General features: G+C 71.5%; 15 protein-coding genes and 1 pseudogene. 7 read left to right on the top strand and 9 right to left on the bottom strand.

Translation table 11 applies throughout. The annotated features are described in order from the left end of the window. Window positions 1-47: 47 nt before the first annotated feature. Together bioB and bsaP are read left to right on the top strand one after the other, a co-directional pair. Window positions 48-1,055, top strand: a complete 1,008-nt coding sequence (gene bioB, locus HAV40_RS31685; protein ID WP_166387809.1) for a biotin synthase BioB — start codon at window positions 48-50, stop codon at window positions 1,053-1,055. After that, window positions 1,004-1,252, top strand: a pseudogene (gene bsaP, locus HAV40_RS31680) (biotin synthase auxiliary protein BsaP); the annotation flags it as partial. The gene bioB and the pseudogene bsaP, both read left to right, overlap by 52 nt. Window positions 1,253-1,471: 219 nt before the next feature. Here bsaP and HAV40_RS31675 read toward each other — a convergent pair. The 9 genes from HAV40_RS31675 to HAV40_RS31635 form a co-directional block, all read right to left on the bottom strand. After that, window positions 1,472-2,404, bottom strand: a complete 933-nt coding sequence (locus HAV40_RS31675) for a polysaccharide deacetylase family protein (RefSeq protein WP_239086610.1) — start codon at window positions 2,402-2,404, stop codon at window positions 1,472-1,474. Window positions 2,405-2,567: 163 nt separating this feature from the next. Then, window positions 2,568-4,031, bottom strand: coding sequence for a nitric oxide synthase oxygenase (locus tag HAV40_RS31670; RefSeq protein ID WP_239086605.1), 1,464 nt, complete (start codon window positions 4,029-4,031; stop codon window positions 2,568-2,570). A gap of 132 nt (window positions 4,032-4,163) precedes the next feature. After that, a complete protein-coding gene (locus HAV40_RS31665; protein WP_166387804.1) occupies window positions 4,164-5,213 on the bottom strand; it encodes a GNAT family N-acetyltransferase in 1,050 nt (349 codons plus the stop codon). A 167-nt stretch (window positions 5,214-5,380) separates the two neighbouring features. Continuing rightward, on the bottom strand, window positions 5,381-6,172 hold the full coding sequence (locus tag HAV40_RS31660) for an ACT domain-containing protein (RefSeq protein WP_166387802.1): 792 nt from the start codon (window positions 6,170-6,172) through the stop codon (window positions 5,381-5,383). 555 nt (window positions 6,173-6,727) lie between these two features. Next, complete coding sequence (locus HAV40_RS31655; RefSeq protein WP_166387800.1) at window positions 6,728-7,750, bottom strand: LacI family DNA-binding transcriptional regulator; 1,023 nt, start codon at window positions 7,748-7,750, stop codon at window positions 6,728-6,730. A gap of 63 nt (window positions 7,751-7,813) precedes the next feature. Further along, window positions 7,814-9,232, bottom strand: coding sequence for a GH1 family beta-glucosidase (locus tag HAV40_RS31650; protein WP_166387798.1), 1,419 nt, complete (start codon window positions 9,230-9,232; stop codon window positions 7,814-7,816). Continuing rightward, a complete protein-coding gene (locus tag HAV40_RS31645) occupies window positions 9,229-10,140 on the bottom strand; it encodes a carbohydrate ABC transporter permease (protein WP_166387796.1) in 912 nt (303 codons plus the stop codon). Before HAV40_RS31645 ends, HAV40_RS31650 begins: the two co-directional genes overlap by 4 nt. Continuing rightward, window positions 10,137-11,165, bottom strand: coding sequence for a carbohydrate ABC transporter permease (locus HAV40_RS31640; protein ID WP_166387794.1), 1,029 nt, complete (start codon window positions 11,163-11,165; stop codon window positions 10,137-10,139). Before HAV40_RS31640 ends, HAV40_RS31645 begins: the two co-directional genes overlap by 4 nt. Before the next feature lie 92 nt (window positions 11,166-11,257). Then, entirely contained in the window at window positions 11,258-12,562 is a 1,305-nt protein-coding gene (locus HAV40_RS31635) for an ABC transporter substrate-binding protein (RefSeq protein WP_166387792.1), read from the bottom strand. Between the two features lie 281 nt (window positions 12,563-12,843). Here HAV40_RS31635 and HAV40_RS31630 point away from each other — a divergent pair, with 281 nt between their 5' ends. The 5 genes from HAV40_RS31630 (at window position 12,844) to HAV40_RS31610 (ending at window position 20,415) form a co-directional block, all read left to right on the top strand. Beyond that, window positions 12,844-13,914, top strand: coding sequence for a potassium channel family protein (locus HAV40_RS31630; protein WP_166387791.1), 1,071 nt, complete (start codon window positions 12,844-12,846; stop codon window positions 13,912-13,914). 178 nt (window positions 13,915-14,092) lie between these two features. Further along, window positions 14,093-14,845 carry a dihydrofolate reductase family protein gene (locus HAV40_RS31625; RefSeq protein WP_239086680.1) on the top strand — a complete coding sequence of 251 codons (753 nt, stop codon included), beginning with the start codon at window positions 14,093-14,095 and terminating at the stop codon, window positions 14,843-14,845. Between the two features lie 149 nt (window positions 14,846-14,994). Then, window positions 14,995-16,746 (top strand): ATP-binding protein, encoded by a 1,752-nt coding sequence (locus tag HAV40_RS31620; RefSeq protein ID WP_409364986.1) that lies wholly within the window; start codon window positions 14,995-14,997, stop codon window positions 16,744-16,746. 31 nt (window positions 16,747-16,777) lie between these two features. Next, complete coding sequence (locus HAV40_RS31615; protein WP_166387789.1) at window positions 16,778-17,941, top strand: exonuclease SbcCD subunit D; 1,164 nt, start codon at window positions 16,778-16,780, stop codon at window positions 17,939-17,941. Further along, entirely contained in the window at window positions 17,938-20,415 is a 2,478-nt protein-coding gene (locus HAV40_RS31610; RefSeq protein WP_166387787.1) for an AAA family ATPase, read from the top strand. The genes HAV40_RS31615 and HAV40_RS31610 overlap by 4 nt, the downstream gene beginning before the upstream one ends. Window positions 20,416-20,433 lie beyond the last annotated feature (18 nt).

Raw genomic sequence — 20,433 nt, 5'->3', positions numbered from 1 at the left:
ACTCGGCCTTTGGCCGACCCGAACAGGCCGCGTTGTAGGGTACGCCCATGTCGACCAGCTCAGTATCGGTACTCGACCGCGCCCGCACCCGTGTCCTCGCCGAGGGACAAGGCCTCGAAGAGGCCGACATCCTCGAAGTGCTCCGGCTGCCCGACGAGGACATCCCCGCCGCGCTCCAGCTGGCCCACGAGGTCCGCATGCGCTGGTGCGGCCCCGAGGTCGAGGTCGAGGGCATCGTGTCGCTCAAGACCGGCGGCTGCCCCGAGGACTGCCACTTCTGCTCGCAGTCCGGGCTGTTCTCCTCGCCGGTGCGCTCCGTGTGGCTGGACATCCCGTCGCTGGTGAAGGCCGCCCAGCAGACGGCCGCGACCGGCGCGAGCGAGTTCTGCATCGTCGCCGCCGTACGCGGCCCCGACGCCAAACTCATGCAGCAGATGCGCGACGGCGTGAAGGCGATCAAGGAGGCCGTCGACATCAACGTGGCGGCCAGCCTGGGCATGCTCAGCCAGGAACAGGTCGACGACCTGGTGGACATGGGCATCCACCGCTACAACCACAATCTGGAGACCTGCCGGTCGTACTTCCCGAACGTGGTCACCACGCACTCGTGGGAGGAGCGCTGGGGCACCCTGAAGATGGTGCGCGACTCCGGCATGGAGGTCTGCTGCGGCGGCATCATCGGCCTCGGCGAGACCCTGGAGCAGCGCGCCGAGTTCGCCGCGCAGCTCGCCGAGCTGCAGCCCGACGAGGTGCCGCTGAACTTCCTCAACCCCCGGCCGGGCACCCCGCTGGGCGACCAGCCGGTGATGGACCCCAAGGACGCGCTGCGGGCCATCGCGGCGTTCCGGCTCGCGCTGCCGCGCACCATCCTGCGGTACGCGGGCGGGCGCGAGATCACCCTCGGCGACCTCGGCACCCGTGAGGGCCTGCTCGGCGGCATCAACGCGGTGATCGTCGGCAACTACCTGACCACCCTCGGCCGCCCGGCTACCTCTGATCTCGACCTGCTGGCCGAGCTGAAGATGCCGGTCAAGGCGCTGTCCGCGACGCTGTGAGGCCGACCGTGGAGACGACGTACTGCGACCGCTGCGGCGAGCCCACCGGCACCGGCACCCACGACAGCTGCCGCGCCGCCCGCCAGCTGGAGCCCCCACGCTTCTGCACCCACTGCCGCCGCCGGATGAAAGTCCAGGTCGTCCCCACCGGCTGGACCGCCACCTGCGCCGAACACGGCACCCTCGCCGCCCACTGACCACCAACCCCACGCCCCGTCCCAGCGCCGAGCCCGCCCCGTCCCCGGCGCCGAGCGCACCCATCCCTTGGCCGCAACTCTTAAAGAGTTGCGGCCAAGGTGCGTCCCTGATGGCGCGACTCTTTAAGAGTTGCGCCAGTGGCGGGCGCGCGGCGCGCGGGCGGGCGCGCGGCGCGAGGGCGGCGCGCGGGCGGTGCGGTGCGCGGCGTGGGGGTGAGGTTAGGGCAGGGGGGTGGCTGGGGAGGGTGGGGTGGGGGCGGTGTCGGGGAGGGCGATGAGGGTGTAGCGGGCCTTCAGCCAGGGCAGCAGGGTGCGGTACGCCACGATGGTGTCGGGTTTGCCGTTGTCGTGCGACAGCACGATCGAGCCGGGGCGCACGTCGCGCTCCACCGCCGCGATGACGTGGTTGACCATCGCCGTGCCCTTGCCGAACTTGGCGCTCTCCCAGTCGCGCGGGTCCACGTGCCAGTAGATCGACTTCATGCCCAGCTCGGCGGCGATCTTCACCAGCTTGGCGGTGAAGTTGCCGCCGGGGGCGCGGAAGTAGGCGACCCGCGCGCCGGGAGCGGCCCGCAGGATCATCTTGTTCGTGTTCTCCAGGTCCTTGCGGATGTACGCGTCATCCCGCTTGGCCAGGTCGAACAGGTGCTGCCAGGAGTGGTTGCACAGGGTGTGGCCCTCGGCCGCGATACGGGTGATCAGGTCCGCGTGGTCCCGCGCGCGGAAACCGACGACACAGAACGTCGCCTTCACCCCGCACTGCTTCAGCGCGTCGAGGATCTTCGGCGTGTTGATCGGGTCCGGCCCGTCGTCGAACGTCAGCGCGACCGCCGCCGACCCGGTCTTCAGGATCGAACCGCCGGGACCGGCACCGCTGGCCACCGGTTTGCTCTGCGCGACCTTGCCCGTGCAGCTGATCGGCTTGCCCGAGGTCGGCGGCGGCGCCGCCTTGGTCGGGCTCGGCGTCGGGGACGCGCTCGGCGTGGCGCTGGGCACCGCCGACAGGGACGGCGACGGCGACGCCGTGGGCGTCACCGCGGGGGCGGGCGACGGCGTCGGGGTGGTGCCACCGGCGGCGGGATCCGAGGGGGAACCGCACGCCGCGAGCGCCATCATGACGAGCACAGCGACAACCGCGATGCGTCGTTGCATGCGAACTCCTGAGGGGGCGGGGGTTCAGCGTGCACCGACCATAGTCCATCCCCTGCCCCGATGGCAGCTCCCTCCAAGATCGATACCCGGCCGCCGGGGTCGGATCTTGTGCAGTCTGTGCTGCCAGGACGACACCGACTGCACAAGATCCGGGGGTACGCCGTCAGCCGAGCAGTCGGCGCAGTCCTCTCTTGCGGGCGGGCACCGGTTCGGCGGTGATCGGCGTCGGCCCAGCCGGGATCGCCACGGTGGCGTCCGGGTCGGCCGCCCCCGGTGCAGCCTTCGGCCGGACCGGGATGCGCACCGTCGCCTCCGGATCGGCGGCGTACGCCGGATGCAGGTCGATATCAGGGCCGAAGTCCTGGTCGGCGGGCAGCGGCTCCGGCTCCGCCACGGGCCTGGCGCCGGTCTGGCCGGTGACCGGGCAGACCGCGGCCGCCGGTTCGGCCGGGGTGCGCAGTTCCGGCGAGGTGCGCTGCGCCGGCACCGACACCTGCGGTATCGCGGTCAGCGACAGTTGCTGTGCGGAGCGGTCCAGGTAGAAGTTCGGCCGCTGGTCAGCCTCGGTGTAGTAGCGGTGGAACACCGGGGTGAGCCCGCCCGAGATCGGCGGCACGATCCAGGTCCAGTCCGCCGGGGTGTCCCGGCCCGCGCGGCGCTCGCGCTCGACGTGGGTCAGAAACAGCCGCGACTCGCTGTGGTGGTCGGTGACGCGTACCCCGGCGCGCTCGAAGGACCACAGCACCGCCCGGTTCAGCTCGACCAGCGCCCGGTCCCGCCACAGCGTGGACTCGCTGCTGGTGTCCAGGCCCAGCCGCTCCGCGACCACGGGGATCTGGTCGTAGCGGTGGGCGTCGGCGAGGTTGCGGGCGCCGATCTCGGTGCCCATGTACCAGCCCGAGAACGGCGCGAGCGGGTAGTCGACCCCGCCGATGGACAGCCGCATGTTGGCGATCGCGGGCACCGCGTGCCAGCGCAGGCCGAGTTCGGCGAACCAGCTGTACTCCGGGTGGGCCAGCGGCACCTCCAGCACCGCCGACTCGGGCAGCTCGTAGAGCCGGGGGTCGCCGTCGCCGGTCTGCAGCACCAGCGGCAGCAGGTCGAACGCGCTGCCCTTGCCGGTCCAGCCGAGCCGGGACACGGCCGAGGTGAACTGCTCGTACTGCGGGTCGCCGGTCATGCCGTCGTCGCCGCGGTAGCCCGCGTACCGGATGAGCTGGTCGTTCCACAGGCGGGTCACCGGGCGGCCGGGGACCGCCTGGCCGAAGATCGAGATGACCGCCCGCAGCTTGCCCCGGTTGTGCCCCTCGCCGGTGGCCGTGTGCAGGTGGCTGACGAGGTCGTCGAAGATCTGGTCGGGCGCGCGGTGCTGACGCCGGTCGAGCACCGTGAGGCTGCGCCAGTACACCCGGCCGATGCACCGGCTCGCGTTGCGCCAGGCCATCCGGGCCCCGTGGACCAGCTCGGCGTGGGTGTGGGTGTACGTCCCCAGCGCGGCGATCTGTTCGCGTACCACGGCCAGCCGTGGCTCGACCGGGCCGAGCTTGGGCAGCTCGGCGTGGCAGGCACGCAGGAACTCCTCTGCCTCGGCGAAATCGACGGGGCGGTCCGGGTCCCATGCGGTCAACGGAGCGTCACGGTATCCCGTGGGAGGTATGTGAGGGGCGGTCATGAGTGAAATGGTGTGACGGGCGCAAGTGTCGCCATCGCACAATGTGTGCGACCGCCTACCTACGGTCGATCGCGTCACCCACCCAGGTCACACGGCCGCACGCAGCTCAGACACTGCGATCGTGGCACTGATGAGGGTGCCGTCGCGGTCCGTGCGGGCCGGGTGCGGCAGCCGCTTCATCGTCCGCAGCATCGCGTCGTTGTCGCAGTGCGTATGCAGGGTGACCGAGCGGAAGCCTGCCGGACCGGCCAGCGTCAGCAGCCGCCGCAGCAGCGCCGTGCCGATGCCCCGCCGCTGCCACCCGTCCTCGACCAGCAGCGCGACCTCGGCGGTCTCGCCCTCGCCGATCAGGTTCGCCACCGCCACCACCCGGCTGCCCTCGGTGCCCGCAACCGCGGTCTCCGCGACCAGCGTGCAGCCGCGGGCCGGGGTCAGCAGGCGGTGCAGCCGCCCGCGGCTCGGGCCGCGCGTCCCGGCGAGGTAGCGCATGAACAGGCTGCGGTCGCCGCAGCGGGCGTGCATGTCGTCCACCGCGGACACGTCCGCCGAACCGGCCGGGCGGAAGGCGACCTCGGTCCCGTCGGGCAGCAGCACGACCGCGCTGGCCAGCCGCCGGGTCAGCGCCGCCCGGGCGACCTCGACCAGCGCCTGCGCGCGGGCGAACTCGGCCGGGGTGAACGCCGGGGCGAGCCGGGTCACCACCAGCACGCCGCCGTCGGTGAACGGGTCGGCCAGGCGCATCGTGGTGTCGGCGTGCCCGGTGACGGTCGCGCCGCCCTGCTCGCGCCGGACCAGGCTGCCGCCGAGCAGGCCGGACAGCGCGGTGTGCAGGTCGTCGGGGTCGGCGGCGAGCCGGGCGGCCAGGCCCAGTGCCTGCGTCGGCGGGTCGATCAGGCCGTACGCGTCGGTGCGGCTGACCCAGGCGTCCCGGCCCCGGCCGCGCTCGATGGCGGCGACCAGCTCGTCCTCGGAAAGCGCGTCGGGCGCGTCCACCAGGAAGTCGTCGACGGCCCCGGCCTCGGTGGTGTGCACCTGCACGGCGAGGATGTTGACCGTCCGCAGGGCGAGACTCGCCGTCAGCACCGCCAGGAACCCCGGACGATCGTCGACGGTCGCCCTCACTCGCCACAACGCCATGACCTGCTCCGATCCCTGCGGCAGACTGCCTGCCGATGAACGCTCCTCCATGATGAGGGCGAGCACCGACAGGAATCAGCGTGCGCCTGCCGTGTTTCGGGTCGGTTACACGGTCTGGTCAAGATCTAACTATGCCCGAGGTCACACGGCAGGCACATCTGCGCAGTTCAGACCGCAGACGCCGGCTCCTCGGCAGAGCGCTGCGCCGCGCGGGGGACGGGCGGCTTGGCCGCGTCCAGCCGCTCGCCGACGATCGCCGCGGCGGCCCGCACCAGCTGCGCCACCCGGTCGACCTCGGTCGCGTGGAACACCGCCACGGGCAGCTCCGCGTCTGCCGAGCGCGCCACGACCAGCACCAGTCCCGCCCGCCCGAACGGCGCGAGCGCGTAGCGGGTGCCGTCCGCACCGGTGATCGCCCGTGCCCGCAGCGGCGTGACCTCGGGCAGCTGAAGCTGCTCCGGTGCGCGCCAGCTTGAGTACACGATCGGCGGCAGCGGGCGCTTGCGCACCGCGCCCAGCAGGGCCATGTCGTCCGCGCCGTGGCGGGCGTCGATGCCCACGGAGCCGCGGGCGGCCCAGTCGGCGGGCACCCGCAGCGCCATCGCCCAGTCGGCGGCCAGCAGCGCGGGCACCGTGTCCACCAGGGTGGCCAGGCCCTCGTTCGGGTTCGCGGCCACCTGGGTCAGCAGTTCGGCGTCGAACGCACCGGCCACCGGTGCGCCGATCGCCCGCCAGATTCCGTCGACCCGCACCCCGGGCATCGCGCCCAGTCCCGCCCGCAGCCGCTCGACCCCTGCCCCACCGGGCCACACCACGGTGAAGTCGTCGATGGCCCGCCCGCCGAGGCGTTCGAGCACCACCACCTGGACGATGTCCGCACCCGCCACGCCCAGAGTCCGGGCCACCTGCCCCAGCGATCCGGGACGATCGGGCAGGGCGACTCTGACCCTCAGCAGCATGGCGGCTCCTCTCCACGACGGCACACGGGCTCGTGCCGGAACTCTGCCCGACCTTGCCCTATTACCGTTTCGCACACATTGCGGCGCCGTATCCGCGGGCGACAAAATCCACCGCGTACCCGCAGCTCAGCGCCGTCTTCACCGGTCCGGCGCCGCCATTGCCGCCACCCGGGACCCACCCATGATCGCTGATCACAGGCAAATGGTGCGGTAACACCACACCTTCGCCTCACCAACAGCGATCACAGTAAATGAATCACACCGCCCGACATGGGGCGGACCCATATCCTCCCCGCCCGCCCGCACACCCGTCAACGCGTGTCCATCCACCGGACGACGAATGAATTCTCTCCCCGCCCACCGCCCATTCGTCCGGCCCGGCCGCCCGACTCACGCTCTTGATAGACGCTGGCCTATCTCATCGAAAATAAGCAGATCAAACTCGATGAGATAGGCCAGCGTCTATGAGAAACGGGGCCGCCGCGCGGCGCGCGGAGTGGGCGCGCAGGCGCGCGCTGCTCGGGGGCAGGGGCGGGGCGCAGGGCGGGGAGGTGGTTATGCGGAGTTGCGGTGGACCAGGTGGGTGTCGAGCAGGACGTGGGTGGGCTGGTCCTCGCCGCGGATGCGGCTGAGCAGCAGTCGGACCATGTGCCGGCCCATGTCCTCGACAGGCTGGTAGACCGTGGTGAGCGGCGGGTCGGTCTGCCGGGCGACGGGCGAATCCTCGAACCCGATCACGGCGACGTCCTCGGGGATGCGGCGGCCGTTGTCGCGCAGGGCGCGCACCGCACCGGCCGCCATCAGGTCGGAGGCGACGAAGACGGCGTCGAGGTCGGGGCGGCGGGCCAGCAGGCGGCGCATCGCGTCGACGCCGCTGTACTCGCTGAAGTCGCCGAACTCGATGAGCGGCTCGACGGCGGCGTTCTGCACGGCGGCGCGGTAGCCGACGAGCCGGTCGACGCCGACGCCGAGGTCCTGCGGTCCGGCGATGGTGGCGACCCGCTTGCGGCCGGAGGCCAGCAGGTACTCGACGGCGGCGCGGGCGCCGTTGACGTTGTCCATGTCGACGTACGAGATCTGCGGGTCGACGTTGACGGGGCGGCCGCCGAGCACGGTCGGCAGGCCGCGCTGGCGCAGCAGCTGCGGCAGCGGGTCGGACTCGTGCAGCATGACCAGCAGTACGCCGTCGACGTGCTGGCTGGTCAGGTGGTTCTCGATGCGCTGGCGCTCGCCGTGGGTCTGCGCCATGGCCAGCCACAGCTGCAGGGACGTGTCGGCCAGGGCGGAACTGATGCCGCGCACGATGCCGGCGAAGAACGGCTCGGTGAAGACGCGCTCCTGAGACTCGGACACGACCAGGGCGACGGAGTCGGTGCGCTGGGTGACCAGGGCGCGGGCGGCGCGGTTGGGCACGTAGCCCAGCTCCTTGATCGCCTCCTGGACGGCCGAGCGGGCTTCCGGGCTGACCTGGGGTGAGCCGTTGACGACCCGCGACACGGTGCCCCGGCCCACGCCGGCGAGCGCGGCCACCTCATCCAGCGTGGGCCGCCCCGCAGACCTGGTGCGCTGCGTCGTCATCGATGCTCCTCGTTCTGGGCAGGTCCGGGGCCGGCCGGTGACCGGCCCCGGAATGCTGTGCCGTCAGGCGGCGAGCCCGCCGCGCCGGATCACGTCCGCGTACCAGTGTGCACTGGTCTTGGGCGTGCGTACCTGGGTGTCATAGTCGACGTGGACGATGCCGAACCGCCGCGAGTATCCCCAGGCCCACTCGAAGTTGTCCAGCAGCGACCACGCGAAGTATCCCCGCAAGGGCACCCCGTCCGCCATCGCCTCATGGCACGCCTTCAGATGGGCGTCCAGGTAGGCGACGCGGTCCGGGTCCGGCACCGAGCCGTCGGGGGCGACCTGGTCGTCGTACGCCGCGCCGTTCTCGGTGATGTACATCGGGATCGGCCCGTAGTTCTCGTGGGTGCTCTTGAGCAGGTCGACGAGCCCGTCGGGGTCGACCTCCCAGCCCATCTCGGTGACCGGGAGCTCCCGGGTCAGGAAGCGGACCTGGCCGCTGCCCGGCCACGCCGACGGGGCCCGCCAGTGCGACCGGGGCGCGCCGTCGTCGGACGGACCGGCCACGACCTGCCGGGTGTAGTAGTTGACGCCGAGCATGTCCAGCGGCTGGTTGATGATCTCCAGGTCGCCGGGCTGCACGAAGGACCAGTCGGTCAGCTCCGCGGTGTCGGCCAGCAGGTCGGCCGGGTACTCGCCGCGGAAGACCGGGTCGAGGAAGATCCGGTTGCCGACGCCGTCGATGCGGCGTACCGCGTCGCGGTCCTCGGCCGAGTCCGTGGCGGCCTGCAGCGAGTGCAGGTTGAGCGTGATGCCCATCTGCCGGTCCGGCACCGCCGCGCGGATCGCCTGCACCGCCAGGCCGTGGCCCAGGTTGAGGTGGTGCGCGGCCGCGAGGGCCTTCGCGCCGTCGGTCACGCCGGGCGCGTGCACGCCCGAGCCGTAGCCGAGGAAGGCGCTGCACCAGGGCTCGTTGTGCGTGGTCCAGAACTTCACCCGGTCACCGAGCGCGTCGTGGACCAGGCCCGCGTACTCGGCGAACCGGTAGGCGGTGTCCCGCTCCGGCCAGCCGCCGGCGTCCTCGAGCTCCTGCGGCAGGTCCCAGTGGTAGAGCGTCAGCCAGGGCTCGATGCCCTTGCTGAGCAGGTCGTCCACCAGTCCCCGGTAGAAGTCGAGACCTTTGGAGTTGGCCGGCCCGCGGCCGCCGGGCTGCACCCGGGGCCACGCGACGGAGAAGCGGTAGGACTGGAGCCCTAGCTCGGCCATGAGGGCGACGTCGTCGGCCCTGCGGTGGTAGTGGTCGCAGGCGACGTCGCCGGAGTCCGCGTTGAGCACCTTGCCCGGGGTACGGGAGAAGGTGTCCCAGATGGACGGGGTGCGCCCGTCCTCGGACGCGCCGCCCTCGATCTGGTAGGAGGCAGTGGCCGCACCCCACAGGAAGCCCTGGGGGAAGGACACGGACGGCGTGGCGAGCTGAGGGTCTTGCTGAGTGGTCACGCTTTTACAGCACCTTCCATGATGCCGCCGATGATCTGACGACCGAAGATAATGAAGATCACGAGCAACGGCACGACACTGAGCAGCGTACCCGCGAACACCTGGGAGTAATCGTTGTAATAACCCTGCGAGAGGCGCTGCAGGGACAGCTGAACGGTCGGGTTCGTCGGGTCGCCCAGCGCGATCTGCGGCCAGAGGAACGAGTTCCACTGCTCCATGAAGGTGAACAGGCCCAGCACCGCGATGGCGGGACGCAGTCCCGGCAGCACGACGTTCCAGTACGTGCGGAACGTGCTGCAGCCGTCCATGCGGGCGGCCTCGATCAGCTCGTCGGGCACGGCCTGGCTCGCGTACTGGCGCATCATGAACACGCCGAAGCCGCTGACCAGGAACGGCAGGATGATCGAGGGCAGCTTGTTGTGCAGGTCCCACTCGTACATCATCTGGTAGAGCGGCACGATGCCCAGCTGCGTCGGCACCATCATCGTGATGAGGATGGCCAGCATCATCCCGTTGCGGCCCTTGAACCGCAGCTTGGCGAACGCGAAGCCGGCCAGCGACGAGAAGAACACCACGAACACGGTGACGACCGTCGCGACGATCGCGGAGTTCACCAGGCCCGTCATGAACGCGGCGCTCTCGTTGCCCAGCAGGCGGTCGACGTTGCCGCCGATCTCGCCGCCCGGGGTCACCGGGGGCGGGGTCTGCCCGATCGCGTCGTTGGTGCGCGTCGCGATGACGAACATGTAGTACAGCGGGAACATCGACAGCGCCACCGCGGCCAGCAGCGTGACGTACGTGAGCGGGCTGGCCTGCCAGAGCCGCTCGGCCGCGCCGCCGCCCTTGCGGCGACGGCGCTTCGGGGCGGGAGCGGGCGTGGTGCCGGTCCGGACTGCGGTGGCGGTCATCGGCTCGCGCCCTTCTTCTGCTTGACCTTCCCGTCGGCGGACCGGAGACTCCGGGTGAACAGGAAGTTGATGATGCTGAAGATCATGATCAGGATGAAGAGCAGCCAGGCGACCGTCGCGGCGCGGCCCAGCTCGAACTTCATGTAGAACTGCTCCATCAGGAACATGGTGACCGTCTGCGACTGTCGGTCCGAGCCGCCCAGCAGCGGGTTGCCGCCGCCGGTGAACAGCAGCGGCTCGCCGTAGAGCTGCAGGCCGCCGATGGTCGAGATGATGGTCACGAAGATGATCGTGGGCCGCAGCATCGGCACGGTCATGGTCCAGAACTGCCGCCAGCCCGACGCGCCGTCGATCGACGCCGACTCGTAGATGTCGCGCGGGATGGACTGCATCGCGGCCAGGAAGATCAGCGCGTTGTAGCCGGTCCAGCGCCAGTCGACCATCGAGGAGATGGCCACCCAGGACGACCAGCTGCGCGCCGTCCAGTCGATCGCGTCGACGCCGAAGAGGCCGAGCACCCAGTTGATCAGACCGAAGTCGCGGTTGTAGAGCTGGGTGAAGACGATGGAGACCGCGGCCACCGAGGTGATGTTCGGGATCAGCACGCCCATGCGCAGCAGCGTGCGGCCGCGCAGGCGCTTGTTGAGCGCGTTCGCGAGGATCAGCGCGAGGATCAGCTGCGGGATCGTGGACATCAGGAACATCGCGATCGTGTTGACGACCGAGTTCCAGAAGTCGGAGTCGCCCAGGAACATCGCGAAGTTGTCGAACCCGACGAACTTCGCGGTCTCGACCGTGGACCCCAGGTCCCAGTCGTAGAGCGACATCCGCAGCGTGTAGATCAGCGGCCAGAGGCCGAAGATCCCGAACACGACGAAGAAAGGCGCGATGTACAGGTACGGGGAGTATTTGATGTCGAGCCGCCCGAGCACTCCCTTGCTCCGCTGCGGTTCCGTGGGCGGGGTCGACCCGCCCCGGCGATGCCCCGGCGCGACCTCAGGTCGCGTGGAGGATTGCACTGTCATGACCACTCCTGTGCGTTGCCGGCCGACCGTGACTGCCATGGCCGGGGTGGGCGGTCGGATCGACCGCGCACCCCGGCTTCATCGGGCGTTGCTTACTGAGCGGCCTTCTTGCCGTCGGTGACGGCGGCCGTCCAGGCGTCGGCAGACTTCTTGGTGCCCTGCTCCACCGTGCGGAGCGCGTTCTCGACCGCGGTGCGCACCGGGGCGTTCTTCGCACCCAGGTAGACCGGCTTGAGGTCCAGCGCGCCCTTGGCGAAGATGTCGCCGGTCGGGGCGTTGCTGAAGTACTCGTTCACGGCCGCCTTGACGGCCGGGTCGGCCAGCGCCTGCGGCGACGAGGGCAGGTTGCCCTTCGACTTGAACGAAGCGGTCTGACCGGCCGGGTTGGTCAGGAACTTGACCAGCTCGGCAGCCTCCTTGGCGTGCTTGGACTGCTTCGGCACGGCCAGGAACGAGCCGCCCCAGTTGCCGCCGCCGCCGGGCGCGGCAGCGATGTCCCACTTGCCCTTGCCGTCGGCGCCGTTCTGCTCGGTGATGTAACCGGTCATCCACGCCGGGCAGGCGATGGTGGCGAACTGCGCCTGCTTGAAGCCGTTGTTCCACTCCTGGGTCCAGGCCTGGAGCTTGGCCGACAGGCCGGCGTCCAGGATCTTGACCGCGAGGTCGTAGGAGTCCTTGACCGCCGGGTTGGTGTCGATCGTCATCGCACCGGACTTGTCGAAGTACGTGTAGCCCGCGCCCTGACCGGCCTTCTGCATCAGGATCGTGTTGTACGTGTTGGTCACCGCGTCGATGAAGCCCGCGTCCTTCACCTTGCTCTTGAAGGTCTGACCGGTCTTGATGTAGTCGTCCCAGGTCGGCCACAGGGCCGAGACCGCGGCGCGGTCGGTCGGCAGACCGGCCTTCTTGAACAGGTCGGTGCGGTAGCACATGGCCATCGAGCCGACGTCGGTGCCGAGGCCCAGGATCTTGCCGTCGGCCGTGGTGCCCTGCTGGAACTTCCACGGGATGAAGTTGCCCGCGAGGTCCTTGGCACCGTACTCACCGAGGTCGGTGAACAGGTTGGCCTTGTCCAGGTAGGAGATGATCACGCCCTCTTCGAGGGCGACGATGTCACCCGCACCGGCGCCGGCGGCGAGCCGCTGGGTCAGCTGCTGGTTGTGGGCGTCCAGCTGGGAACCGGTGCCACGCTCAACGATCTTCACGTTGGGGTGCTCGGCCATGTACTGCTTGTAAAGCTCTTCGTAACCGAAGTTGCCGAAGACATCCACATTCAGGGTGATCTGCTCAGTGGTGCCGGTGCCCGGCTCCTCCGACGAGCAGGCCGCTGCGCCGAGCGTGACGGCGGCAGCGAGTGCGATCGCCGCGAAGGAACGGCGCCGCATATTCGTGCTCATCCTGACCCCTCTCAGGTCGTCGATGTGCGGTGGGGGTGAAAACTTGGGGATCGGTCTCCCTGTGGCGTGGACCACATGGTCGGGAGCGCTCCCATGAGATTGCCGTGAGGTTACGTGGGTGTCAAGGGAGGTGATGGGAGCGTTCCCATTCTGTTACCTACGTCACTGCATGATCGAGAGCGGCTGGCCAGGAACGACGGCCAGATTGTTGGCCGTTCGACGATTATTAATTCGTTCTAACGGTCAGGGTTGGGCGGCTGATCGTCGGATACTCTCCGAGCATGGCCGGGCCGAAGACGACTAGTGGAGCCGCGATCGAACGCGGGCAGATCAAGCTGCCGGAGCGCGAGATCGACCCGGTCCGCCAGATCACCCGGCGCGTCCTGTACGGCCTGGGCATCCTCGCCGCCGTCGTGTGCGTGGTGATGGCCGACGGCACCGGCTACAAGGACAGCTCCGACGGGCAGATGAGCTGGCTGGACGCGCTGTACTACGCCACGGTGACGCTGTCGACCACCGGCTACGGCGACATCGTGCCGGTCAGCCCGACCGCCCGGCTGGTGAACGTCCTGGTCATCACCCCGCTGCGGATCGCCTTCCTGGCCATCCTGGTCGGCACCGCGTTCCAGGTGCTCACCAAGAACTACCGCGACCAAGTGCGGCGCGACCGCTGGAGGAAGACCTTGCGAGGGCACACCGTCGTCATCGGATACGGCACCAAGGGCGCCAACGCCATCAAGCAACTGCACGCCTCCGGCACCTCCCCGGAGCAGGTGGTCGTCGTCGACAACCGGCAGGAGTACGTCGACGAGGCCAACCGCGACGGGTACGCCGCCGTGCTCGGCGACGCCACCCGCGCGATCGTGCTGCGGCAGGCCTCGGTGCACACCGCCGCACGCGTCATCATCGCCACCAACCGCGACGACACCGCCGTGCTGGCCACCCTCACCGTCCGCCAGCTCAACCCGAAGTGCCTGGTCGCGGTCGCGATCAGGGAGGCCGAGAACGAGCCCCTGCTGCTGCGCTCCGGCGCCGACGCGGTGATCACCTCGTCCGCGGCGGCGGGCCGGCTGCTCGGCGTCGCCGCGAAGTCTCCGCAGCTCAGCGAGGTCTTCTCGGACCTGCTGGTGCACGGCGACGGCCTGGAGCTCGTCGAGCGGCCGGTGCAGCCGGAGGAGGTCGGCCGGACCCCGCGCGAATACCCCGAGCCGGTCGTCGCGGTGCTGCGCGACGGCAAGGCGCTGCCCTGGCAGGAGGTCACCACCCTGCAGTCCGGCGACTGCCTGGTCGTGGTCGGCTGCCGCCCCCGCAAGCGCAACGGCGAGGTCACCTCCGTGATCGGCACCCCCTGACCGCCGCACCGGCACTGCCGGACGCCGGCGGCGGATAAAGTGGTCACATGATCTGCCAGGCCTGCCGGGAACGGCGGCACCGCGAGTGCCGGGGCCGGTCGTGGTGCGACTGCCAGCACCGGCCGCAGCAGCCCACTCCCCCGGCCACCGGGGCGGCGGGCGAGTGATCGCCGCGCACCTGGGCGCGCTGGACGACGACGAACTGGTGCGGCTGTACCCGCGCGCCGACGCCCCCTGGCTGCGGGTGAACTTCGTGTCCAGCCTCGACGGGGCGGTCGCCGTCGACGGGCTGTCCACCGGCCTGTCCGGCGCGGACGACAAGCGCGTGTTCCGCCTGCTGCGCATGCTCTGCGACGGGCTGCTCGTCGGGGCGGGCACCCTGCGCGACGAGCGCTACCGCCCGCTGACGCTGGACCCCGCCCGGCGGGCGTGGCGCGGCGAGCACGGGCTCTGCGCGTACCCCCGGCTGGTGGTGGTCTCGGCCACGCTGCGCCTGGACCCCGCCGCACCCGCCCTGGCCGGCGCCCCCGTGCGGCCCCTGATCCTCACCGGCCCCGCTGCCGACCCCGCCGCCCGGCGGGCCCTGTCCGCCGTCGCCGACCTCGCCGACATCGCCGACCTGTCCACCGGCTTGCAACTGCTGCACGGCCTCGGCCTCACCCAGCTCCTCTGCGAGGGCGGTCCGACCCTGCTCGGCTCCCTCGGCGGCGAGGACCTGGTCGACGACCTGTGCCTGACCCTGTCCCCCCTGCTGGCCGGTCCCGGCTCCGGCCGCATCACCTCAGGCCGCCCCCACCCGCCCCGCCGCCTGACCACCACCCACGTCCTCACCACCGACGAAGGCTCCCTCCTCACCCGCCACACCCGAAGGAAGGGCACCTTCCTATCGCCCAGCCAAGATCGCTGTCTCGTGTCCGAAAGTGGGGCCTGACCTTAGTTTTCGGCACAAGACAGCGATCTCGGCTGGAGGGGGACGCGCGGGCGACGGGGTGTCGGGGAGGCGACACGGGGAGGGGGGCTGGTCACTGTGGGGGCGTCGGAGCGGTGGGTTTGTCGCTGGGGGCCGCTAGGGTTCTGCGGGTGAGCGAGGAGCAGCCGGGTACGCCGGTCGGGCGGGTGCTGGGCACCGAGGACGCGAGTCCGCTGACCTTCTGGGTCGCGGTCGCCGAGGGGTCGTACCTGCAACTGGACGACGTCGTGGTGACCCAGCGGCCACTGCCCGACATCGGCATGGTCACCATCGCCGGGGTGGTGACCAGCGTGCGGGCGCGCCACGAGGGCGCGAGCTTCGACTCCGACGTGTTCGCCATCGCCGAGGGCATGCTGCCCGCGCAGGTGCAGGAGGCGGCCGAGGTCACGGTGACCCGCGTCGAGCCGGAGGTGTACGTGCCGCCGCTGCCGGGCGCGGTCGCGTTCCGGGCCCAGGGCGCGTCGCGCGACAGCGCGCTGTCGTTCGACCGCATGCAGCGCCGCCTGCCGATCGGCACCGGCCGCGACGGCCAGCCGGTCTACCTCAACGCCGACTTCCTCGACGGCAGCCGCGGCGCGCACGTGTCCATCTCGGGCATCTCGGGCGTCGCGACGAAGACCAGCTTCGCGACCTTCCTGCTCTACTCCGTGTTCCGGTCCGGGGTGTTCGGCGGCGACGCGGTCAACACCAAGGCGCTGATCTTCAACGTCAAGGGCGAGGACCTGCTGTTCCTGGACCACCAGAACACCCGCCTGGACGAGCGCACCCGCGCGCAGTATCACAAGCTCGGCCTGGAGGCCGCGCCGTTCCCGCAGGTCAGCGTGTTCGCTCCGGCGCGGGCCGGGGACCCGACGGGCAGCCCCGACGTGGCCAGCCGCCTGACCGGCGTGGACCCGTTCTACTGGACGCTGGCGCAGTTCTGCTCCGACCGGCTGCTGCCGTACGTGTTCGCCGACGCCGACGACGAACGCCAGCAGTACACGATGGTGGTGCACTCGGTCACCGCGCAGCTGGCCAAGAACGCGGTGCCCACCGACGGCGGCATCACCCTCGACGGCTTCCGGATCAACAGCTACGAGCAGCTCGTCGACCACCTGGTCGAGCAGCTCAACGACGAGGACACCCGGGGCACCTGGTCCGGCAGCTCGGTCGGCATCGGCACCATCAACGCGTTCGCCCGGCGGCTGATCAACAGCAAGCGCGACCTGGCCCGGCTGGTCCGCGGCGACCTGCCCGAACGCCGGGCGCACAGCATCTCCACCGCCGAAAGTGCGCAGGTCACCGTGGTCGACCTGCACAACCTGCCGGACCGCGCGCAGCGTTTCGTGGTCGGCGTGACGCTGAAGACCGAGTTCGAGCGCAAGGAGAAGGCGGGTTCACCCAAGCCGCTGCTGTTCGTGGTCCTCGACGAGCTGAACAAGTACGCGCCCCGCGACGGGTCCAGCCCGATCAAGGACGTGCTGCTCGACATCGCCGAGCGCGGCCGCTCGCTGGGCGTCGTGCTGATCGGGGCGCAGCAGACCGCGTCCGAGGTCGAGCGGCGCATCGTCGCCAACTCGGCGATCCGGGTCGTCGGCCGCCTGGACCCGGCCGAGGCGGGCCGCCCGGAGTACGGCTTCCTGCCCCCCGCGCAGCGCCAGCGGGTGCTGCTGGCCAAGCCGGGCACCATGTTCGTGGGCCAGCCGGAGATCCCGGTGCCGCTGGCCGTGGAGTTCCCGTTCCCGGCCTGGGCGACCCGGCCCAGCGAGGCGGGCCCCGCGCCGCGGGCGACGCTGGCCAGCATGGTCAGCGCCACCGACCCGTTCGCCGTCGTCGGCTCCGGTTCGCGCAACGGCATGGCCGACGACGAGATCCCCTTCTGAGTCCCCCGAGCAGCGAGTTTAAGGACTGACGATGCGGATTCTGCACACCTCCGACTGGCACGTCGGCAAGGTGCTCAAAGGCCGCTCCCGCACCGGGGAGCAGATCGCCGCGCTGCACGCGGTCGTCCAGATCGCCCAGGCCGAGCAGCCCGACCTGATCATCGTCGCCGGGGACCTGTTCGACGTGGCCGCCCCGTCGCCGGAGGCCACGAAGATCGTGACCCGGGCGCTGAGCGCGCTGCGGGCCACCGGGGCGCAGGTGCTGGCCATCGCGGGCAACCACGACAACGGGGCGGCGCTGGACGCGCTGCGCGCCTGGGCCGACGCGGCGGGCATCATCCTGCGCGGCCGGGTCAGCGACAATCCGGCCGACCACATCGTCTCCGGCACGACGAAGGACGGCGAGGCGTGGCGCTGCGTCGCGCTGCCGTTCCTGTCCCAGCGGTACGCGGTGCGCGCGCTGGAGATGTTCGACCTGACCGAGGCGGAGGCGCAGGCCACGTACGCCGATCACCTGGCGCGGCTGATGGCGCGGCTGGCCGAGCAGGCGTTCGCCGACCCGAAGACGGTCAACCTGCTCACCGCGCACCTGACCGTGGTCGGCGGCACGATGGGCGGCGGCGAGCGCGACGCGCACTGCATCCTCGGCTACGCCGTGCCGTCGTCGGTGTTCCCGAGCAACGCCCACTACGTGGCGCTGGGCCACCTGCACCGGGCACAACTGCTGCCGGGCGCGTGCCCGATCCGCTACAGCGGCTCCCCTATCGCGGTCGACTTCGGCGAGCAGGAGAACCGGCCCAGCGTGACCATGGTCGAGGTGACCGCACAGACCTCGGCGCAGGCGCGCACGGTGGAACTGCCGACGGTCACGCCGCTGCGTACGCTGCGCGGCACCCTGGAGGAGCTGGCCGCGCAGGCCGAGGCGCAGGGCGAGGACGACGCCTGGCTGCGGGTGTACGTCGCCGAGGCGCCCCGCGCCGGACTGCGAGAGCAGGTGCAGGAGCTGTATCCGCGCGCCCTGGAGATCCGGGTGGACCCGTCGATGCTGCCCGACGCGGCGACCCGCGCGGCCCGCCCGCAGCGCTCAGGGCGCAGCGCGCCGGAGCTGTTCTCGGACTACCTGACCCACCGGGGCCACGAGGACACCGCGACGAAGAACCTGTTCGACCGCCTCTACACGGAGGTGGCCGGATGAGGCCGCTGCGACTGGACCTGCGCGGGTTCACCGTGTTCCGGGAGCCGACCACGGTCGACCTGACCGACTGCGACTTCTTCGCCCTGGTCGGGCCGACCGGTTCGGGAAAGTCGACGCTGCTGGACGCGATCTGTTTCGCGCTCTACGGGACCGCGCCGCGCTGGGGCGGCGGCCGCAGCGTCGCGCACGCGCTCGCGCCGTCGGCCACCGAAGCCGCGGTCCGGCTCATCTTCGAGGCGGGCGGCACCCGGTACGCGGCGACGCGGGTGGTGCGCCGGGACGGCAAGGGTCGCGCCGCGACCCGGGCCGCCGGGCTGCAGGCGCTCACGCCGGGCTTCGACGCGTCCACGCTGGACGGCGACGACCTGCTCGACGAGCTGGGCGAGGCCCTGGCGGGCACGCCGAGCGAACTGGACCACGCTGTTGCCGACGTGGTCGGGCTGCCGTACGACCAGTTCATCAAGTGTGTGGTGCTGCCGCAGGGCGAGTTCGCGGCGTTCCTGCACGCGCGGCCCGCCGAGCGGCAGGAGATCCTGGTCCGGCTGCTGGGCCTGGACGTGTACGAGAAGATCCGGGAGAAGGCCGCCACGCTGGTCGGCGAGGCCAACGCGAAGCTCGCCGCGACCGAGCCGGTGCTCAACGAGCTGACCGCCGCCGCCTCCGACGAGGCGATCGAGGCCGCCGAGCAGCGGCTGGAGCAGGCCCGCGCGCTGGCCGCCGACGTCGACGCCGCGCTGCCGGAGCTGGCCGAGGCCCAGCGCAGGGTCGAGCAGGTCAGCGCCGAGGCGACCGCCGCCGAGCAGCGGCTGCGCGTGCTCACCGCGGTCGCCGCGCCCGCCGGGGTGACCACGCTGGCGCAGACGGCCCGTGCCGCGGCGGCCGCCGCGGCCGACGCCGCGATCGCGGTCGGCACCGCCGAGGAGTCCGAGGAGAAGGTGCGCGCCCAGCTGGAGGCAGCCGCCGACCCGACGGTGCTGCGCGGGCTGCTGGAGGCGCACGCCGAGAACTCGCGGCTGGCCACCCAGCTGTCCGAACTCGACGCGGCCGCGTCGCAGGCGCAGCAGCTGCACGACTCCGCGCTCGGCGCGCAGCAGACCGCCGTGGCCCGCCAGACGCAGGCCGAGCGGGCGCTGACCGACGCGCAGCAGGCGCTGCAGGCCGCGCAGACCTCCGACCGGGCCGCCTGGCTGCGCCGGGACCTGAAGGCGGGGCACGCCTGCCCGGTCTGCACGCAGCACGTGGCGACCGTGCCACCGATGCCCGACCAGCCCGCGATGACCGCCGCGAAGAAGGTCGTCGAGCAGGCCGAGCAGACGGTGACCACCACCCGTGCCGCGCGCGAGCAGCTCGACCGCAAGGTCAACGAGGCGAGCGTGCGGCACGCGCGGGCGTCCACGCAGCGTGAGGCCCTCGGGGTGCGGGCCGCCGAGGTCGCCCGGGTGCTGCACGGCGCCGCCCCGGTGCCGAAGCTGCGCGAACAGCTCACCGCCGCCGAGGCGCTGCGCCGCGAACTGGCCATGGCGACCACGGCACTGCGGGCCGCGCGGGAGGCGCAACGGCAGGCCGCCGGGTTCGCCCAGCAGGCCCAGGACCGGCTGGCGGCGGGCTGGCGCTCGTTCGACGCGGCCCGCGACACGGTGACCGCGCTGGTCCCGCCCGCCGCCGACCGCGACGACCTCGCGGCCGCGTGGCGCGCCCTGGACGGCTGGGCCCGCGAGCAGGCCGCCGCCGCGCAGACCGCCCGTGACGGCGAGCGGGGGCGGCTGGCCCAGGCCCGCGAGCACGCGACCGCGCTGGTGCACCGCCTCGACGAGATGTTCGCGGCAGCCGCGCTGCCCCGGCCGGGTGCCGGGGAGCACCAGCGGGCCGCCGCGGTGACCGTGGAGCGCATGGCCGCCGCCCGGGACACGCTGCTGGAGCGGCGCGCGCAGGCCGAGACGCTGCGGGCGCAGCGGGCCGTGGTCGAGACCGACCGGCAGGTGGCCACGGCGCTGGCCACCCACCTGCGGGCCAACAACTTCGAGGCGTGGCTGCTGCAGGAGGCGCTGGACGCCCTCGTGGACGGCGCGTCGGCGATCCTGCGCGAGCTGTCCGGCGGGCAGTACGACCTCATCCACGAGGACCGCGAGTTCTTCGTGGTCGACCACCACGACGCCGGGCTGCGCCGCACCGTGCGCACCCTGTCGGGCGGCGAGACGTTCCAGGCCTCGCTGGCGCTCGCGCTGGCGCTGGCCGACCAGCTCGGCGGCCTGTCGCCGACGGCGAGCCTGGAGTCCATCATGCTCGACGAGGGCTTCGGCACATTGGACGCGTCCACCCTGGACACGGTCGCCGCTACGCTGGAGAACCTTGCGGCGACGGGTGATCGCATGGTCGGCGTGGTGACGCACGTGCAGGCGCTGGCTGAACGCATCCCGGTCCGCTTCGAGATCAGCAAGGACGCCCGTACGGCCCGCGTGGAGCGGGTCGGATAGACGAGAGCTGGTAGACAG

The organism is Catellatospora methionotrophica (genome assembly GCF_011297335.1).
GTDB classification, from domain to species: Bacteria; Actinomycetota; Actinomycetes; order Mycobacteriales; family Micromonosporaceae; genus Catellatospora; species Catellatospora methionotrophica.
This window is presented reverse-complemented; position numbering and strand designations above follow the sequence as displayed.